The sequence below is a fragment of the Xylanibacter oryzae DSM 17970 genome (assembly GCF_000585355.1).
Classification (GTDB): domain Bacteria; phylum Bacteroidota; class Bacteroidia; order Bacteroidales; family Bacteroidaceae; genus Prevotella; species Prevotella oryzae.
Genome location: NZ_KK073873.1, coordinates 1,548,152 through 1,564,789, shown reverse-complemented (window position 1 = coordinate 1,564,789; position 16,638 = coordinate 1,548,152). Strand labels below are relative to the sequence as shown.

General features: G+C 36.8%; 16 protein-coding genes. 12 read left to right on the top strand and 4 right to left on the bottom strand.

Annotated elements, in window-relative coordinates:
• Positions 1 to 1,020, bottom strand: a complete 1,020-nt coding sequence (locus tag XYLOR_RS06430; RefSeq protein WP_036877899.1) for an efflux RND transporter periplasmic adaptor subunit — start codon at positions 1,018 to 1,020, stop codon at positions 1 to 3.
• A gap of 186 nt (positions 1,021 to 1,206) precedes the next feature.
• Here XYLOR_RS06430 and XYLOR_RS06425 point away from each other — a divergent pair, with 186 nt between their 5' ends.
• The 3 genes from XYLOR_RS06425 to XYLOR_RS06415 all read left to right on the top strand — a co-directional run bounded on the left by XYLOR_RS06425 (position 1,207) and on the right by XYLOR_RS06415 (position 4,161).
• Positions 1,207 to 2,136 carry a helix-turn-helix domain-containing protein gene (locus XYLOR_RS06425; protein ID WP_036877896.1) on the top strand — a complete coding sequence of 310 codons (930 nt, stop codon included), beginning with the start codon at positions 1,207 to 1,209 and terminating at the stop codon, positions 2,134 to 2,136.
• A gap of 493 nt (positions 2,137 to 2,629) precedes the next feature.
• Positions 2,630 to 3,355 carry a nucleotidyltransferase family protein gene (locus tag XYLOR_RS06420; protein ID WP_036877895.1) on the top strand — a complete coding sequence of 242 codons (726 nt, stop codon included), beginning with the start codon at positions 2,630 to 2,632 and terminating at the stop codon, positions 3,353 to 3,355.
• Positions 3,352 to 4,161 (top strand): hypothetical protein, encoded by an 810-nt coding sequence (locus tag XYLOR_RS06415; protein ID WP_036877892.1) that lies wholly within the window; start codon positions 3,352 to 3,354, stop codon positions 4,159 to 4,161. The genes XYLOR_RS06420 and XYLOR_RS06415 overlap by 4 nt, the downstream gene beginning before the upstream one ends.
• Before the next feature lie 124 nt (positions 4,162 to 4,285).
• Here XYLOR_RS06415 and XYLOR_RS06410 read toward each other — a convergent pair whose 3' ends face one another.
• From XYLOR_RS06410 to XYLOR_RS06400, 3 genes are read right to left on the bottom strand one after another with little or no spacing between them, the layout of a single operon-like run.
• Positions 4,286 to 6,478, bottom strand: coding sequence for a glutamine synthetase III family protein (locus tag XYLOR_RS06410; protein ID WP_036877890.1), 2,193 nt, complete (start codon positions 6,476 to 6,478; stop codon positions 4,286 to 4,288).
• 57 nt (positions 6,479 to 6,535) lie between these two features.
• Positions 6,536 to 7,420 carry a carbon-nitrogen hydrolase gene (locus XYLOR_RS06405; RefSeq protein WP_036877887.1) on the bottom strand — a complete coding sequence of 295 codons (885 nt, stop codon included), beginning with the start codon at positions 7,418 to 7,420 and terminating at the stop codon, positions 6,536 to 6,538.
• Positions 7,421 to 7,441: 21 nt separating this feature from the next.
• On the bottom strand, positions 7,442 to 8,485 hold the full coding sequence (locus tag XYLOR_RS06400) for an agmatine deiminase family protein (protein ID WP_245601957.1): 1,044 nt from the start codon (positions 8,483 to 8,485) through the stop codon (positions 7,442 to 7,444).
• Between the two features lie 158 nt (positions 8,486 to 8,643).
• Between XYLOR_RS06400 and XYLOR_RS06395 the strand changes: the two genes are divergently transcribed.
• The 9 genes from XYLOR_RS06395 to XYLOR_RS06355 all read left to right on the top strand — a co-directional run bounded on the left by XYLOR_RS06395 (position 8,644) and on the right by XYLOR_RS06355 (position 16,635).
• Positions 8,644 to 9,474 carry an ATPase gene (locus XYLOR_RS06395; protein WP_036877885.1) on the top strand — a complete coding sequence of 277 codons (831 nt, stop codon included), beginning with the start codon at positions 8,644 to 8,646 and terminating at the stop codon, positions 9,472 to 9,474.
• 166 nt (positions 9,475 to 9,640) lie between these two features.
• Positions 9,641 to 9,994: an NADH-quinone oxidoreductase subunit A gene (locus XYLOR_RS06390; protein ID WP_036880825.1), complete on the top strand. Its 354-nt coding sequence runs from the start codon at positions 9,641 to 9,643 to the stop codon at positions 9,992 to 9,994.
• Positions 9,985 to 10,605, top strand: a complete 621-nt coding sequence (locus XYLOR_RS06385) for an NADH-quinone oxidoreductase subunit B (protein ID WP_036877884.1) — start codon at positions 9,985 to 9,987, stop codon at positions 10,603 to 10,605. The genes XYLOR_RS06390 and XYLOR_RS06385 overlap by 10 nt, the downstream gene beginning before the upstream one ends.
• 7 nt (positions 10,606 to 10,612) lie before the next feature.
• Positions 10,613 to 12,184 (top strand): NADH-quinone oxidoreductase subunit D, encoded by a 1,572-nt coding sequence (locus XYLOR_RS06380; RefSeq protein WP_036877882.1) that lies wholly within the window; start codon positions 10,613 to 10,615, stop codon positions 12,182 to 12,184.
• Between the two features lie 14 nt (positions 12,185 to 12,198).
• Positions 12,199 to 13,281 (top strand): NADH-quinone oxidoreductase subunit NuoH, encoded by a 1,083-nt coding sequence (gene nuoH, locus XYLOR_RS06375; protein WP_036877879.1) that lies wholly within the window; start codon positions 12,199 to 12,201, stop codon positions 13,279 to 13,281.
• A gap of 23 nt (positions 13,282 to 13,304) precedes the next feature.
• Positions 13,305 to 13,838 (top strand): 4Fe-4S binding protein, encoded by a 534-nt coding sequence (locus tag XYLOR_RS06370; protein WP_084608541.1) that lies wholly within the window; start codon positions 13,305 to 13,307, stop codon positions 13,836 to 13,838.
• 1 nt (position 13,839) lies between these two features.
• Positions 13,840 to 14,355 carry an NADH-quinone oxidoreductase subunit J family protein gene (locus XYLOR_RS06365; protein ID WP_036877876.1) on the top strand — a complete coding sequence of 172 codons (516 nt, stop codon included), beginning with the start codon at positions 13,840 to 13,842 and terminating at the stop codon, positions 14,353 to 14,355.
• Between the two features lie 3 nt (positions 14,356 to 14,358).
• Complete coding sequence (gene nuoK, locus XYLOR_RS06360) at positions 14,359 to 14,667, top strand: NADH-quinone oxidoreductase subunit NuoK (protein ID WP_036877875.1); 309 nt, start codon at positions 14,359 to 14,361, stop codon at positions 14,665 to 14,667.
• A 6-nt stretch (positions 14,668 to 14,673) separates the two neighbouring features.
• Entirely contained in the window at positions 14,674 to 16,635 is a 1,962-nt protein-coding gene (locus tag XYLOR_RS06355) for an NADH-quinone oxidoreductase subunit 5 family protein (protein WP_036877873.1), read from the top strand.
• The last annotated feature ends 3 nt before the right edge of the window (positions 16,636 to 16,638 follow it).

The following is a 16,638-nucleotide window of genomic DNA, read 5'->3' as shown; positions in this document are numbered from 1 at the left end:
TCAGTCATTTTTAACTTTAGAGCCTTCGCTCACCTTATTTTGTCCTGCTATTACAATCTGTTCTCCGTTTGTTAGACCAGATATTATTATTGTTCCGGCATCAGTTACCCCTCCTGTAATAACACTGCGTCTATGAGTCGTGTTACCTTCAACTATCCATACATAAGAGCCTTCACCGTCTATCAGTACATTTTCTTGAGGTATTATTATTGCCTTCTCACCTGATTTTCTACTCATCATTACACTACAAACCATACCAGGTAGCAATGAATGATCTCTGTTCGAAAGTTCAAGTTTAATATCGTATGTATGACTTAGAGGGTTAGCTTGTACACCTTTCTCTTTCACAATCCCAATAAAGCTTCTATTGTCTAAAGCTCCTACAGAGAATCTTACAGATTGTCCAATTCTAACACCTGATATTTCTTTTTCAGGAACAGATACTTTAATTTTGACATTATCAATTTTGACTAAATTGAAACAAGCAACTCCTGGCATAACATTATTTCCGATATCTACAGTACGCTTAGATATATATCCACTGAATGGAGCTCTAAGTACGCAGTCATGTAAATTTTTTAATGCAATACGTTCAGCAGCCTCTGCTTGTGCCAATTGTGTTTGAACCTCTATTAATTTTATCTCAGGTAGACTACCTTTTTTATATAAAGTATTAAGACGTTTGTATGCATCTTTTGCTTGTTTCATTGTAGACTGGGCAATGTCGTAAGTATTCATTAGTGTAGACTTGTCCAGCACAGCAAGTATTTGTCCTTTTTGTACTGCTTTACCTTCATCTGTGAATACTTGAGCAACTGTGCCCATTGTAGAAAAACTCAGTTGTGAACCATATGACTCTTCTACTGTACCAACATAACTTTTGTTGGCTGCATCTGCAGAACTGTTTACTGTCATAACCTTGACGCCAATAGGATCTGCCGTCTCATTCTTTTTTCCTGGTGAGCAACTTGAAATTAGAGTTGCACCTAATAGGAACATAATTAATTTGTTTGTATTCATCGTTTATAAAATATTGTTCTAAATAACCGCTGCAAAATTAATGCTAATAGTTACTATTGGCAAGGTTGATTATAACCATAAAATGTCCTATTTGCAAAATATGATATAAAAACGTATGAAAAATTTGATAAATATTTTAATAATTTACTATATTTGCGCCGTAATAAGGTCTTAAAAATATAAATTATGATATTAGAAAGTAATAAACAGAACAGTTTACAGTTGCCATTTGAATATCATCATTTACCTGATGATTTGCCTCAGTTCATTAAATCAGGTAATTTGTTAACCGTAACAGATATGGTAGGCATTGTGTTATGTACATCCGGATATATAAAAATTAAAACGGGATTAGGTCAATATGATTTGAAAAAGAAGGATGTTTTCTTGTATTCTCCTTCAGGATTAGTACAGATACAGAATATAAGTGAAGATTTTGAAGGAATTGTTATTAAACCTAGAATTGATTATATAATGTCTATATTATATAATATGGTGGATGTTAAAAATCAGATGTATATAAGAGATAATCCTCTAATTACTTTTAGCGATGAACAGTATGAATATATTTTGTCTACAATGCTTTCTATAGAAGCACGCATAAAGCAAGAAGCAAGCTCTGCTATTGATACTAGTAGAATTATCGTTTTTACAGAACTTATTAAGTCTCAGATGCGAACATTATTTTATGAAATAATAAATATATATCTTATCAATCAACCTTTAGATATTAAGGCTCCTGATAGGAATGATGAGGTAATGCAACGTTTTATAGTTTCACTTGACATGCATTATCGTAAAGAGAGAAATGTCGCTTTTTATGCATCAGAACAATGTCTCTCGTATAGTTATTTTTCAGAGATAATAAAAGCCAAGTCAGGAGTCACAGCTCTTAAATGGATTATAAATCGTGTAATAATGGATGCTGAACAGATGCTTGAATATACTAATGTCAGTGTAAAGGAGATTGCTGCTAGATTGTCATTTCCAACTCAGTCATTTTTTGGCAAATACTTTAAACAGTATGTAGGTATATCACCAAAAGAATATCGTAAAAAGGCGAGAAGTCGCAAGGGAGAAATTCCTAATAAAAATATAGAGGTCGATTTTTTGTAGTATATAATCGATTCTGGATGATTTTCTGCAATTAATATAATTGTTGAAATGTATTTATGGGAATTGTTTTTGTTCTTTTTGCCAATAATTATTCACATATAAATGAGCTTCCAATAATATGTATATTATATGGTGCCTTTTTTGACCGTATTTTAGACCAAAATAATGGCTAATAGTACGCAAATGCGTATATAGCGTTATCTTACATATCTGAATTGTGCTTGATAATCTTATTTATTAGATAGATAAAAATATTGTTTAGAACTATTTTTAATTGTTAGTGTCACAAATAAATTGTTTTATAATACCAAAAACTATATATATAGTTTTTATTTTATGTGCAGAATTCTATTCCTAATAATTATTATATAACATCTTTTGTTTTGTCTAAAATGCTTTTGTCTTTTTATATTAATGAATTTAAGTCTTCTGAAATTTCATTATTTCGGCAATTATGATTATTTTTGCACAAAATTATACACAATATAAAATAATGAAGTTCGCAATAATAGCTGCTGGTGAGGGGTCAAGACTCACAGCCGAAGGTGTTAAAATGCCGAAACCTCTAGTACAGGTGGCAGGTGAAAAGCTTATTGATAGACTAATACGGATCTTTATGCAGAATGATGCTACAGAAATAGTCGTTATTTGCAATGATATAACGACCATGGTAAGTAGGCATCTTATAAATCTGCAAAAAAATGGGCTTAATGGAACACCTGTTCCACTTAGGTTTGTAGTTAAGAGTACACCTAGTTCTATGCATAGCTTCTATGAGATAAGTCCTTATATTTGCGATGGACCATTCTGCTTAACTACTGTAGATACTATATTTAATGAACAAACGTTTTCCGAATATATAAAAACATTCAGACAATTAGTCAATGAAAATATTGCTGATGGGCTAATGGGCGTAACAGATTATATAGATGATGAAAAACCCTTGTATGTCGGTACAGATGGAGATCTTAATGTTACAGGATTCTTTGATGAAAGCCATGATTGCAAATATATCTCAGGAGGAATATACGGACTAATACCAAAAGCTATTGAGACATTAAAAAAATGTATCAATAGGGGTGAAAGCCGTATGCGCAACTTTCAGCGTGGACTGATTGTTGATAATATTAGACTAAAGGCTTATCCTATGGATAAGATAATGGATATAGACCATGCCGACGATATACTCAAGGCTGAAACATTCTTGCAGAAAAAATGAAAAAAATATTAGCAATAGGAAGGGCTGAACGGTTCTCTCCAAATTCTGTTGAAAAAGATGCTGCAATTCTCGGAAGTGTAGTTAAACTCCTTGCGGAGAAAGGATACGCTGTACGTACCATAAATGAGACAGCATTAAAGGTTGATAACCATGCTGATATCTATTTGTCAATGGGACGTTTGCCTGAAACCGTGGCACTACTTAAATCTCATGAAGATAATGGAGCTATTGTAATAAATAGCGCTTATGGAGTTGAAAAATGTGCACGTTCTCTTTTGGATAGTACTATGAAACAGGGCGGAATACCTGTTCCAAGGGCGATAAGTAAATATGGATATTGGGTAAAACGTGGTGATGCTGCAGCCCAATCTAAAGATGATGTCGTTTATGCAAAAGATGAAAAAGAAAAGGCTAATGCCATAGAGGTAATGCATAAGCGTGGTATATCAAGTGTTGTGGTTAGTGCTAATGTGAAAGGTGACCTCGTAAAATTCTATGGAGTTAGAGGTGTTGATTTCTTTAGATATTTTTATCCTACCGATGATGGACAGTCAAAGTTTGGAGATGAGAGGTTGAACGATGCTGCTATGTATTATGATTTTGATATATCTTCTATGCAGAGTGATGCCGAACGTTTGGCAGACATGGTTGATATTGATATATATGGTGGAGATTGTATAGTAAGATCAGATGGATCTTATTGTTTTATTGATTTCAATGATTGGCCTAGTTTCTCTCGTTGCTGTGATGAGGCCGCCTATGCTATAGCTTCAAGAGTATTTGAACTTAAGTCTATAACAATTTAGATATATGTAATCAGTTACTTTCAAGATTATAAGTTAGTAAAATATTTGCATTTATGAATTATAAAAAATAAGGTGAGACTTTATTGAAAGTCTCACCTTATTTAGAACTATGAATTATGTCATATTATCTTATAAACAGAAGTTCACGATACTTAGGCAGAGTCCATAATTCATCTTCTACTATCATTTCCAGACAGTCAATTTCATGGCGTATAAGCTCCATTTTAGGCTCTACATTATCATGATATGCAATAGCTCTGTTGTGTATATCATCTATTTTGTTGGCAACCTTTCGGGCATTTACCAATTCTTCAACAAATTTCTCTATCTTTTCGGCGCGCTCAGCAATCTCCTCAATAATATTCATGTTACGTGCAGATAATCGTTTTGCTTTATCTGCATCGAATATATTTCTCAGGCAAGCTACGTTCTTAGCTAACTGACTTTGATAGTGTGTTGCTACAGGTATTATATGGTTCATGGATAAATCTCCCATTACTCTGGCTTCTATCTGTACAGTCTTGACATAAGTCTCCCATTTTACCTCGTTGCGTGCTTCAAGTTCTTTCTTGTTCATTACATTCATGTCCTCAAACATCTTTATGCTTTCTGCATCTAGGTAGCGTTCAAAGATTACAGGGCAACTTCTTTCAGTGTCAAGTCCTCGTTTCTTCGCTTCTTTAACCCATTCTTCAGAATAGCCGTTTCCGTCAAAACGTATTGGCTTACATGTCTTAATGTCATCTCGGAGTACATCTATAATTGCGCTAATCTTTGGTTCGCCTCTAAGAATTAGTGTATCTACACGTTTTTTGAAGTCATTGAGAGACTCGGCAACGGCTGTATTTAGCGCAATCATTGCTGATGCACAATTTGCCTCACTACCAATTGCACGGAATTCAAAACGGTTTCCGGTAAAAGCAAATGGGGATGTGCGGTTACGGTCTGTATTATCAATAATTAGCTGCGGTATCTGTGGCAGATCCAGTTCCATACCTTGTTTGCCTTTCAGATTGAACAACTCATCTTTATCTGATTTCTCAATGTGGTTTAATACATCTGTCAACTGTTTACCAAGAAATGATGATATTATAGCAGGAGGTGCTTCGTTTGCCCCTAGACGATGTGCATTAGTCGCACTCATGATAGATGCTTTTAGTAGTCCATTATGTTTATAAACTCCCATAAGTGTCTCTACAATGAATGTAACAAATCGTAAATTCTCTTCAGGCGTTTTACCTGGAGAATGTAGCAATTTACCGTTATCAGCAGATAAACTCCAGTTATTATGTTTTCCTGAACCATTTACACCATCGAATGGCTTTTCATGTAGTAATACTCTGAATCCATGTTTACGAGCTATTTTTTTCATTAGAGACATCAATAGCATATTATGGTCTACAGCAAGATTGCATTCTTCGTAAATAGGAGCAAGTTCAAATTGGTTTGGAGCTACTTCATTATGACGTGTTTTGCAAGGTATCGCAAGCTCTAGAGCTTGTATCTCAAGATCTTTCATAAATGCTTGGACTCTATCTGGAATAGTACCAAAATAGTGATCGTCCATCTGTTGATTCTTTGCAGATTCGTGCCCCATAAGCGTACGACCTGTAAGAACGAGATCCGGGCGTGCACTGTATAGACTTTCGTCTACTAGAAAGTATTCTTGTTCCCAGCCAAGGTTTGTTTGAACTTTTTTTACTTCAGGATAAAATAGGTGACAAACGTCTGTCGCTGCAGCGTCTATCGCACGTAGGGCACGCAATAGGGGTGCTTTATAGTCAAGGGCTTCACCTGTATAGGAAATAAAAATAGTAGGTATACATAATGTGTCATCCATAATGAATACGGGTGATGTAGGGTCCCACGCAGAATATCCACGAGCCTCGAAGGTGTTGCGGATTCCACCGTTAGGGAATGAACTAGCATCCGGTTCTTGCTGAACAAGCAGTTTGCCAGAGAATTTTTCTACCATACCTCCTTTACCATCGTGCTCAACAAAAGCATCATGTTTTTCTGCAGTACCCTCTGTGAGAGGCTGGAACCAGTGAGTATAGTGCGTTACACCATTCTCCATAGCCCATTTTTTCATACCTGCTGCCACTGCATCTGCAATGCTACGGTCAAGGCGAGCACCGTTATCAATAACGTCAACTAGTTTGGCGTAAACATCTACCGGCAGGTATTTATACATCTTCTCACGATTGAAGACATACTTGCCGAAATACTCTGATGGTCGTTCGTTGGGTACATTAACCTCAATGGCTTTTTTCTTGAAAGCTTCTTCCACCACCTGAAATCTTAAGTTTGTTGACATAATCTGAATCTTTTATATTGGTTGGTTATAAATATCTATCTAAGTTTGCTGTTTATCTTACTCAATATACCTCTTAGTTATATCGCCATATTGATCTATACGCCTATCTCTTAAGAAAGGCCACCATCTTCTAACGTTTTCGCTATGTGAAAGGTCTATATCAATGGTTAGGAGTTCTTCTTTAGTTTCTGACGCTTGTATTAGGATTTCTCCCTGTGGGCCGACAACAAAGGATGTGCCCCAAAACTGGATGCCACCAGTAATTTCAGATGGATCTGGTTCGTATCCAACCCGGTTAACGGCTACTACAGGTAATCCGTTTGATATAGCATGACCACGTTGTACTGTTTGCCATGCATTACGTTGACGTTGTTTTTCTTCAGAAGTGTCACTGCTTTCAAATCCGATGGCGGTTGGATAAATTAAAATCTCAGCTCCTTGAAGAGCCATTAGTCGAGCGGCTTCAGGATACCATTGATCCCAACAGACCAGTACACCTAGACATCCTACAGATGTTTGTATAGGATGAAATCCTAAATCACCTGGCGTAAAATAGAATTTTTCGTAATATGCTGGGTCGTCAGGTATGTGCATCTTTCGATATTTACCTGCTATAGAACCATCTTTTTCTATAACTACTGCGGTATTATGATATAATCCGGCTGCTCGCTTTTCGAATAGTGACGTAACTATTACTACATTATTTTCTTTTGCTATTTTTCCAAAGAGTTCCGTAGATGGGCCTGGAATATTTTCTGCAAGTTCAAAACAGTCAACATTCTCTGTCTGGCAGAAATATAAAGAATTATGTAATTCTTGCATAACGATTAGTTGTGCTCCTTTGTGTGCAAGGTCTACAATGCTTTTAGTCAGGCGACTTATATTGTCTGCTTTATCAGCATTGTTATGTTGTTGTATCAAACCTATCTTTATTCCCTTCATATACTTTTCTCCTTTATTATATTAATATAGTTGCATAGTACAGCAATGAATTGATCCATGCTGTATTATTATATTATTTGAATCTATACCTTTTATTATTCTATCAGGGAATGCCGAGGCAATAGTTTCTAATGCCTTGCGGTCTTTATCATCCTGCCCATATGTAGGCACAATTACAGCTCCATTGATTATTAAATAATTTGCATATGTAGCAGGTAGTCTTTCTCCTTCATAATATATAGGTGAAGGTGCTTCAAGAGGAAGCAAACGATATGGATGTCCTTCAATGGTTCGTAAATTAGTTAGTTCTTCTTCCATAGCTTTTAGCTCGTAGTACTGAGAATCCTCTTTATCACTACAACTTACATACAATATAGAGTCATTAGGGGCTATCCTTACTAGAGTGTCAATATGTCCATCGGTGTCATCACCTATTAGATTACCATGATTTATCCAAACAATACGTTTTGCTTTGAGATATAATTTTAGCTTGTTCTCTATTTCATTCTTTGACAGAGGTTGGTTACGATGTGGGGACATTAGGCAATTCGTAGTAGTAAAAACAGTTCCTTTTCCGTCACTTTCAATAGAACCACCTTCCAATACAAAGTCAAGATGATTGATATATTCTCCTTTTAATATACCTGTCGCGAATAGCTGTTTGTTTATATTATTATCTTTATCAGAAGCAAATTTTTCTCCCCAACCATTAAATTTAAAATCGAGATAATACGTTTTTTCATTGTCTCTGAGTGTTATAAAGGCCTGATCACGTGCCCATGTATCATTAGTTGGACATTCAAAATAAAAAATTTTGCTTTGGTCTGCATTATGTATCCTTGACGATATAATTCGTTTTACTATATTGGTGTCAGGGGCTACAATAATAATTTTTTCTTCTGTGATTATTTTGCTTACAAGTTCTGTATATGTTTCTGTTATCCTATCCAATATCGGGAGCCAATCAGTATTTTTATGAGGCCACGTAAGCATAATAGCTGATTGTTTTTCCCATTCAGCAGGCATCAATTTTATATCTTTTGATGTGATCTCTTTGCTCATCATTTTTATAGAGACATTCAATTTCTTTTGCAAAGTTACTCTTTTTTCCTGATTACAAATAATAAATGCTTATTTTTAATTGCAAAAATAAACGTTTTTATTAAATTAAATGAATTTATTCAACTGAAAGTTTTAACTTTGCATTACTAAAATATAAATATATGATATTGATAGCAGACAGTGGATCTACGAAGACGGACTGGTGTCTTGAAGACGACGGTAATATAGTAATAGAAACTGCAACTCAAGGTATAAACCCTTTTCATCAGGATTGTGATACAATACGAGGTATATTAAATGATGAATTGTTACCTAAACTTGGCGATACAGACATAGAACAAGTTTGTTTTTATGGTTCAGGATGCAGAGCTGAAATGATACCTGAAATGCAGAAACTTATGTCCGAGATATTCCCTCATTCCGATATTGAGACTAATGGAGATCTCCTGGCAGCTGCAAGGGCTGTATGTGGAAACCAATATGGTATAGCTTGTATTTTTGGTACTGGATCTAATTCGTGTCTTTATGATGGGCAAAACGTTAAAATGAATACATCTCCTTTAGGATATATATTGGGCGATGAGGGTAGCGGTGCAGTACTAGGAAAATTGTTTATAAATGCCATATTTAAAGGTAAATTATCCTCACAAATCAGAGATGAATACTTGGATGAGAATAAGTTGACTTTGACAGATGTCATTGATAGGGTCTATCGGCAGCCGTTAGCAAATAGATTCTTGGCATCAACATCACTTTTCATTCGTAGACATCTTGGCAATGAGACTCTACATCAATTAGTTGTGGATAATTTTAGATCATTTTTTAAATATAACCTTTCTCAGTATAACCGTAGAGATCTTAAGGTTGGCGCAATAGGTAGTGTTGCCTTCTATTATAGTAAAGAATTAGCAGAGGCTGCAAAAGAAGAAGAATATACAATTGGAGTAATTGAAAAAAGTCCAATGAAAGGGCTTGTAAAGTTTCATCATTGATATTTTTATTGGTTAAAAACTAATAAATCGGAAACTTTTTACTTAGTTATAAAAATAAAATGCATAAATGCCAAAATAAAATATAAATATCCTTTTATTCTTTGCGATAAATTTACTACCTTTGCAGCCGCTAAAGCGAAACAATATAATATATTATAATACATATATGGATTATTTCATTTTGTTAATCACCGTTTTGATAACGGCAATTTTTCTGGTAGTGGCGGCTTATGTTATAGCTAAGCTTATCGGTCCGCGCTCTTATAACAAGGTGAAAGGCGAACCGTTTGAGTGTGGTATCCCTACACGCGGTTCTTCTTGGTTACCTGTTCATATAGGTTACTACCTCTTTGCAATCCTCTTTCTCATGTTCGATGTGGAAACTGTTTTCCTCTATCCATGGGCAGTAGTAGTTAAGGACTTTGGACCTATGGCTTTAGTTAGCATTGGGTTCTTCTTGTTGGTATTGGTATTTGGCCTAGCTTATGCTTGGCGGAAAGGAGCTTTGGAATGGAAGTAAGAAAACCTAAAATCAAAAGTATTCCTTACGCAGAGTTTAAGGATAATGATTCTCTTGAAAAAATAGCTCAAGAGTTGCATGAAGGTGGCGTTAATGTCATTACTGGCTCGTTAGATCAGATGATTAACTGGGGGCGTTCCAATTCTCTTTGGTCTCTTACCTTTGCAACAAGTTGCTGTGGTATTGAGTTCATGGCTGTTGGTTGTGCCCGTTATGATTTCGCACGCTTTGGCTTTGAGGTTACACGTAATTCTCCACGCCAAGCCGATTTGATAATGTGTGCAGGAACTATAACCAATAAAATGGCGCCTGTTATGAAACGTCTTTATGACGAAATGGCTGAGCCAAAGTATGTAATTGCAGTGGGTGGATGTGCTATTTCAGGTGGTCCTTTCAAATCAAGTTACCACGTAGTGCGCGGCATTAATGAGTTTGTTCCTGTAGATGTTTACATTCCAGGCTGTCCTCCACGTCCAGAAGCTATCCTTTATGGTATGATGCAATTGCAGCGTAAAGTTAAGGTCGAAAAGTTCTTTGGTGGGGCAAACCATAAAGAGAAGAAGCCAATCATCGTTACAGATGAAGATCTTAAAAATAATATAAATAAGTAAGGAAGCTATGAAACTTGAAAATAAAGTATTCGAATTAAAGAATTTTGCCTCAGAGATGGCAAAACTTAAGAGCGAAAAGCATTTCGACTTCCTTATAACTATAGTAGGTGAAGATTTTGGAGAAGAAGGACTTGGATGTATCTATATCTTAGAGAATACAAATAGTCATGAGCGTATAAGTGTTAAGACTATTGCCGGTGGAGACCGTGACAGTGCTTATATTCCTTCAATATCTAAAATTTGGAAAAGTGCAGACTTTCTAGAAAGAGAAGTGTATGATTTTCTTGGAATTAAGTTCCTCGGACATCCAGATATGCGTCGCCTATATCTAAGAAGTGATTTTGAAGGTTATCCACTTCGTAAGGATTATGATATGAGTCCGGAGAATAATAAATATACTCTAGAGTCTGATCCTGAACCAGATTATACTAATGAATGGAGCCTTGACGAAAATGGTAAGTTGGTCGCTACTCAACATAAATTATTTGGGGATGATGATTATGTTATAAACATCGGTCCTCAGCATCCAGCTACACACGGAGTCCTTCGTTTACAGACAGTACTTGATGGTGAGACAGTTCGTAAGATATATCCACATTGTGGATATATACATAGAGGTGTTGAAAAAATGTGTGAGGATTACACTTACCCTCAGACACTTGCCCTTACAGATCGTCTTGATTATTTGAGCGCTATGATGAACCGTCATGCTTTGGTTTCAGTAGTTGAAGAAGCAATGGGCGTTGAATTATCAGACCGTATTAAATACATTCGCACAATAATGGATGAGTTGCAGCGTCTTGACTCTCATCTTCTGTTCTACAGCTGTTGCGCACAGGACTTAGGTGCTCTTACCGCTTTTATATATGGTATGCGTGACCGAGAAGAAGTGCTTAATGTTATGGAAGAGACTACAGGAGGACGACTGATACAAAATTATTATAGAATAGGTGGATGTCAAGAAGATATCGATCCTAATTTTGTAAGTAATGTAAAGAAACTCTGTAATTATATCAAGCCTAAATTCAAAGAATTTGATGACATCTTTACAGGTAATGTCATAACAAATAATCGTTTTGTAGGTGTAGGTAAATTATCTCTTGAAGATGCTATATCTTATGGTTGTACAGGTGGTACAGGCCGTGCTTCTGGATGGCATAATGATGTTCGTAAAAATCATTCTTACGCCATGTACGATAAGATAGACTGGAACGAAATAACTTATAACAATGGTGATTGTTTCGATAGATATAAGGTTCGTATGGACGAGATGAAACAGAGCGTTCATATACTAGAACAACTTATTGATAACATTCCAGAAGGTGACTTCTATATCAAGCAGAAGCCAATTATTAAGGTTCCTGAAGGACAATGGTATACCAGTTGTGAAGGTAGTCGTGGCGAAATTGGCGTATATTTGGATAGCCGTGGTGATAAAAAGCCATATCGTCTGAAATTCCGTCCTATGGGCTTATCTTTAGTGTCTGCAATGGATGAAATCTTGCGTGGTGAGAAAATCGCCGACTTGATATCTGTAGGTGCAACACTTGACTATGTTATTCCGGATATTGACAGATAAAATAATAAAATACAATGTTTGACTTTAGTATAATAACAACATGGTTTGACAGTCTCCTTCGTACGACTTTAGGTCTTGGTAGTTTCTGGTCAATCCTTATTGAGTGCGTTATCGTGGGTCTGCTTATTCTTACAGCTTACGCCCTTCTTGCTATCGCACTTATCTTTATGGAACGTAAAGTCTGCGCTTATTTCCAGTGCCGTCTAGGCCCTATGCGAGTAGGTCCTTGGGGTATATTTCAGGTATTTGCCGATGTAGTGAAAATGCTCATAAAAGAGATTTTCCCTGTAGACAAGTCTGATAAGCTGCTTTATGTAATAGCACCGTTCTTGGTTCTTATAGGTTCAGTAGGAGCTTTCGCTTTTATGCCTTGGAACAAGGGCGCGTCAATTCTCGATTTTAATGTTGGCGTATTTCTCGTAACAGCTATTTCCAGTCTTGGAATAATTGGTATATTCCTTGCAGGATGGGGATCTAACAACAAGTATTCAGTTATATCCGCAATGCGTGGAGCTGTGATGATGATATCTTATGAGATGTCTCTTGGTTTATGCCTTATTTCTGCCGTCGCACTTACAGGAACTATGCAGTTGTCTGGAATAATAGAGGCCCAAAGTGATTCATGGCTTATATTTAAGGGACATATACCTGCAATAATAGCATTCTTGATATTCTTAATTTCAGGTAATGCAGAAGCTAATCGTGGTCCGTTCGACCTTGCAGAGGCAGAGAGTGAGTTGACAGCAGGTTATCATACAGAATATTCAGGTATGGGATTTGGCTTCTTCTATCTTGCAGAGTACCTTAATATGTTTATAATAGCAGGTATTGCAGCAACAGTATTTTTAGGCGGATGGATGCCATTACATGTTGCTGGACTAGAAGGATTCAACCATGTTATGGATTACATACCTGGTTTCGTCTGGTTCCTTGGTAAGACATTCTTCCTTGTATGGGTATTATTATGGATTAAGTGGACATACCCACGTCTCCGTATTGACCAGATATTGAAGTTGGAATGGAAATATCTTATGCCGTTAAGTTTGCTAAACCTTGTCTTGATGACAATCGTCGTAGCTTTTGGTTGGCACTTTTAATATTTGAAATATTGGAATAGAAAATGGAAAATAATAAATCATATTTCGGAGGGATATCAGATGCTGTGAAGTCATTGCTCACAGGTTTGCGTGTCACTATGAGTGAATATTTCACAAAGAAAGTGACCGAACAATATCCTGAGAACCGTAAGACAGAGCATATCGCAGAGCGTCATCGCGGACTATTGGTAATGCCTCACGATGCGGAGGATAACAATAAATGTGTGGCTTGTAAATTATGTGAGATCGCATGTCCTAACGGAACAATCAAGGTAATACCTGAGATGGTTGAGACTGCAGATGGCAAAAAGAAACGAATCCTTAAGGATTATGTATATGATCTAGGAGATTGTATGTTCTGCCAGTTATGTGTTAATGCCTGTCCACACGATGCAATCAAGTTCGTAAAAGACTTTGAAAACTCGGTTTTCGATCGTACCAAATTGGTTCAACATCTTAATATTTACAAACCTTATGTCGAACCCGAAACATCTCAAACTACTAAGGTAGAAGCTGTTGAGGAAACTAAGGTAGAAAAGAAAGAGGAGGATAAATAAAATGGCAAACATGGTAATGTTTATAATTCTTGCCGTAGTGATTCTCGGTTCAGCCGTGATGTGTGTTACGACGAAACGAATAATGAGAGCAGCCACATTCCTGCTTTTTGTTCTCTTCGGAGTTGCAGGATTATATTTCCTGCTCGACTACACCTTCCTAGGTGTAGCTCAGATATCAGTTTACGCAGGCGGTATTACAATGATTTATATTTTTGCAATACAGTTGGTTAGTAAACGTACTCTGCAGGGACTTATCGAACGTCTGAAGGGCGGTCATGTAATTGGTGGTATAATTGCCACACTAGCATGTCTCGCTACAGTACTAGTAGTGTTGCTTAAGAATAAATTCATTTATATGGCTACCCAGCAAGCTGATGTAGAAGTTCCTATGCGTACAATAGGTCATGCATTGATGGGCTCAGACAAGTACCAGTATGTACTACCGTTTGAGTTTATCTCAGTATTTTTGCTCGCTTGTATTATCGGTGGTATAGTAATTTCAAGAAAGGAGAAATAAAATATGGTACCAGTAGAATGTTATTTTGTGCTGTCTGCACTATTATTTGCAATCGGCGTATTTGGTTTTGTTACACGCCGTAATCTGATTGCCATGCTAATTTCTATCGAGTTGGTGCTCAATTCGGTTGATATTAATTTCGCAGCTTTCAATCGTTTACTATTCCCAGGGCAGCTTGAAGGATTTTTCTTTTCTCTGTTCAGTATTGGTGTCAGTGCCGCAGAGACAGCTGTAGCTGTAGCAATAATAATTAATGTTTACCGTCATTTCCATAGCGATCAGGTGAACAGTATTGAAAACATGAAATATTAAAAACTTATGGATTACAGTTATGTATTTTTGATACTCCTTCTACCGGCTTTATCATTCGTCTTGTTAGGATTGGCTGGTATGAAGATGTCGCACAAAGTTGCGGGAATAATAGGTACTGTTGTTCTGGGTACAATATTCTGTCTCTCTTACTACACCGCTTTCGAGTATTTTCTCGGACAGGGCAGGGGAGCTGATGGATTATTTCCTACAATAACACCTTTTAATTTTACATGGTTAAAGTTTAATGAACTGCTGACTTTTAATATCGGATTCAGACTCACACCTATCTCAGTGATGATGTTGGTTGTTATTACTACGGTCAGTTTTATGGTTCATATTTACTCGTTTGGATATATGCATGGCGAGAAAGGTTTCCAGCGTTATTATGCGTTCTTAAGCCTTTTCACAATGTCAATGTTAGGATTGGTAGTTGCAACTAACATCTTCCAGATGTACCTTTTCTGGGAGTTGGTTGGCGTTTCTTCTTATCTTCTTATTGGTTTCTATTATCCAAAGCATACTGCTGTGGCAGCTAGTAAGAAAGCGTTTATTGTAACACGTTTTGCCGATTTGTTCTTCCTTATTGGTATTCTGATATATAGTTATTATGTAGGAACATTCAATTTCGACCTTAACGCTATGCCCGAATTGGCTGGTAAGGTTGCAGGTGCAGCTCAGTTGATGCCACTTGCATTGTTCTTTATGTTTATTGGTGGTGCCGGTAAGAGTGCAATGTTCCCATTGCATATATGGTTGCCGGATGCCATGGAGGGTCCAACACCAGTATCTGCTTTGATTCATGCTGCTACAATGGTTGTTGCAGGTGTTTACTTGGTAGCAAGCATGTTCCCTCTTTTTGTGCAATATGCTCCAGCACAATTGCACTGGATTGCTTATATTGCAGCATTTACAGCATTCTATGCAGCAGCGGTCGCTTGTTGTCAGAGTGATATTAAACGTGTACTTGCATTCTCTACTATATCGCAGATTGGTTTTATGCTTGTGGCTCTTGGCGTATCTATGCCAGATGCTGCTACAGGAGCTGTAGCCCATACAGCTGAATATGCTGATTCTTATGGTTTAGGTTATATGGCCGGAATGTTCCACCTTTTCACACATGCTATGTTCAAGGGATGTCTTTTCCTCTGTGCAGGGTGTATTATTGAGGCGGTAGGTAGCAATGAGAAGAACTTTATGGGTAATCTGCGTAAGTATATGCCAATTACACATATAGCATTCCTCATCTGTTGTCTTGCGATATCAGGTATATGGCCATTGAGTGGATTCTTCTCAAAAGATGAAATTCTTGTAGCATGTTATAACTTCAACCCTGTAATGGGCATGATAATGAGTGGAATAGCTTGTATGACAGCATTCTATATGTTCCGTCTCTATTATGTAATATTTTGGGGACAAGGATATTATGAAAAACATATCAATGAAGGTGCAAAGAAACCTCATGAGGCACCTGCATGCATGACTTTCCCATTGATATTCCTCTCTCTGATAACAGTACTTTGCGGATGGATACCATTCGGTCACTTTGTATCAGCCAACGGATTAAGTTTTGATACTCATGTCAATTGGACTGTAGCTATCACTTCTACTGTATTGGCTTTATCTGCTATTGCATTGGCAACATTTATGTATAGTGGTAAGACAACACCTGTTGCAGATTATCTTGCAAAGAAATTTCCTCGTTTGCACGAAGCAGCTTATCACCGTTTCTATATTGATGAAGTTTGGATGTTTGTTACCCACAAGGTAATATTCCGTTGTATAAGTAAACCAATTGCCTGGTTCGACCGTCACGTTGTGGATGGAGCAATGAACTTTATGGCGTGGGGTACAAATGCAGCAGGTGATTCCATTCGTGGATGGCAGAGTGGTGATGTACGTCAGTATGCAGTATGGTTCCTGACAGGAACAATAGCATTGACATTATTCTTGTTATGTATATGTTTATAAAGA

What these genes read in the sequence shown, in the direction of transcription:
- nuoH (WP_036877879.1), top strand. Translation starts at nt 12,199, where the DNA reads ATGTTTGACTTTAGTATAATAACAACATGGTTTGACAGTCTCCTTCGT.
- XYLOR_RS06420 (WP_036877895.1), top strand. Translation starts at nt 2,630, where the DNA reads ATGAAGTTCGCAATAATAGCTGCTGGTGAGGGGTCAAGACTCACAGCC.
- XYLOR_RS06390 (WP_036880825.1), top strand. Translation starts at nt 9,641, where the DNA reads ATGGATTATTTCATTTTGTTAATCACCGTTTTGATAACGGCAATTTTT.
- XYLOR_RS06430 (WP_036877899.1), bottom strand. Translation starts at nt 1,020, where the DNA reads ATGAATACAAACAAATTAATTATGTTCCTATTAGGTGCAACTCTAATT.
- XYLOR_RS06400 (WP_245601957.1), bottom strand. Translation starts at nt 8,485, where the DNA reads ATGATGAGCAAAGAGATCACATCAAAAGATATAAAATTGATGCCTGCT.
- XYLOR_RS06385 (WP_036877884.1), top strand. Translation starts at nt 9,985, where the DNA reads ATGGAAGTAAGAAAACCTAAAATCAAAAGTATTCCTTACGCAGAGTTT.
- XYLOR_RS06425 (WP_036877896.1), top strand. Translation starts at nt 1,207, where the DNA reads ATGATATTAGAAAGTAATAAACAGAACAGTTTACAGTTGCCATTTGAA.
- XYLOR_RS06395 (WP_036877885.1), top strand. Translation starts at nt 8,644, where the DNA reads ATGATATTGATAGCAGACAGTGGATCTACGAAGACGGACTGGTGTCTT.
- XYLOR_RS06415 (WP_036877892.1), top strand. Translation starts at nt 3,352, where the DNA reads ATGAAAAAAATATTAGCAATAGGAAGGGCTGAACGGTTCTCTCCAAAT.
- XYLOR_RS06370 (WP_084608541.1), top strand. Translation starts at nt 13,305, where the DNA reads ATGGAAAATAATAAATCATATTTCGGAGGGATATCAGATGCTGTGAAG.
- XYLOR_RS06355 (WP_036877873.1), top strand. Translation starts at nt 14,674, where the DNA reads ATGGATTACAGTTATGTATTTTTGATACTCCTTCTACCGGCTTTATCA.
- XYLOR_RS06365 (WP_036877876.1), top strand. Translation starts at nt 13,840, where the DNA reads ATGGCAAACATGGTAATGTTTATAATTCTTGCCGTAGTGATTCTCGGT.
- XYLOR_RS06405 (WP_036877887.1), bottom strand. Translation starts at nt 7,420, where the DNA reads ATGAAGGGAATAAAGATAGGTTTGATACAACAACATAACAATGCTGAT.
- XYLOR_RS06380 (WP_036877882.1), top strand. Translation starts at nt 10,613, where the DNA reads ATGAAACTTGAAAATAAAGTATTCGAATTAAAGAATTTTGCCTCAGAG.
- nuoK (WP_036877875.1), top strand. Translation starts at nt 14,359, where the DNA reads ATGGTACCAGTAGAATGTTATTTTGTGCTGTCTGCACTATTATTTGCA.
- XYLOR_RS06410 (WP_036877890.1), bottom strand. Translation starts at nt 6,478, where the DNA reads ATGTCAACAAACTTAAGATTTCAGGTGGTGGAAGAAGCTTTCAAGAAA.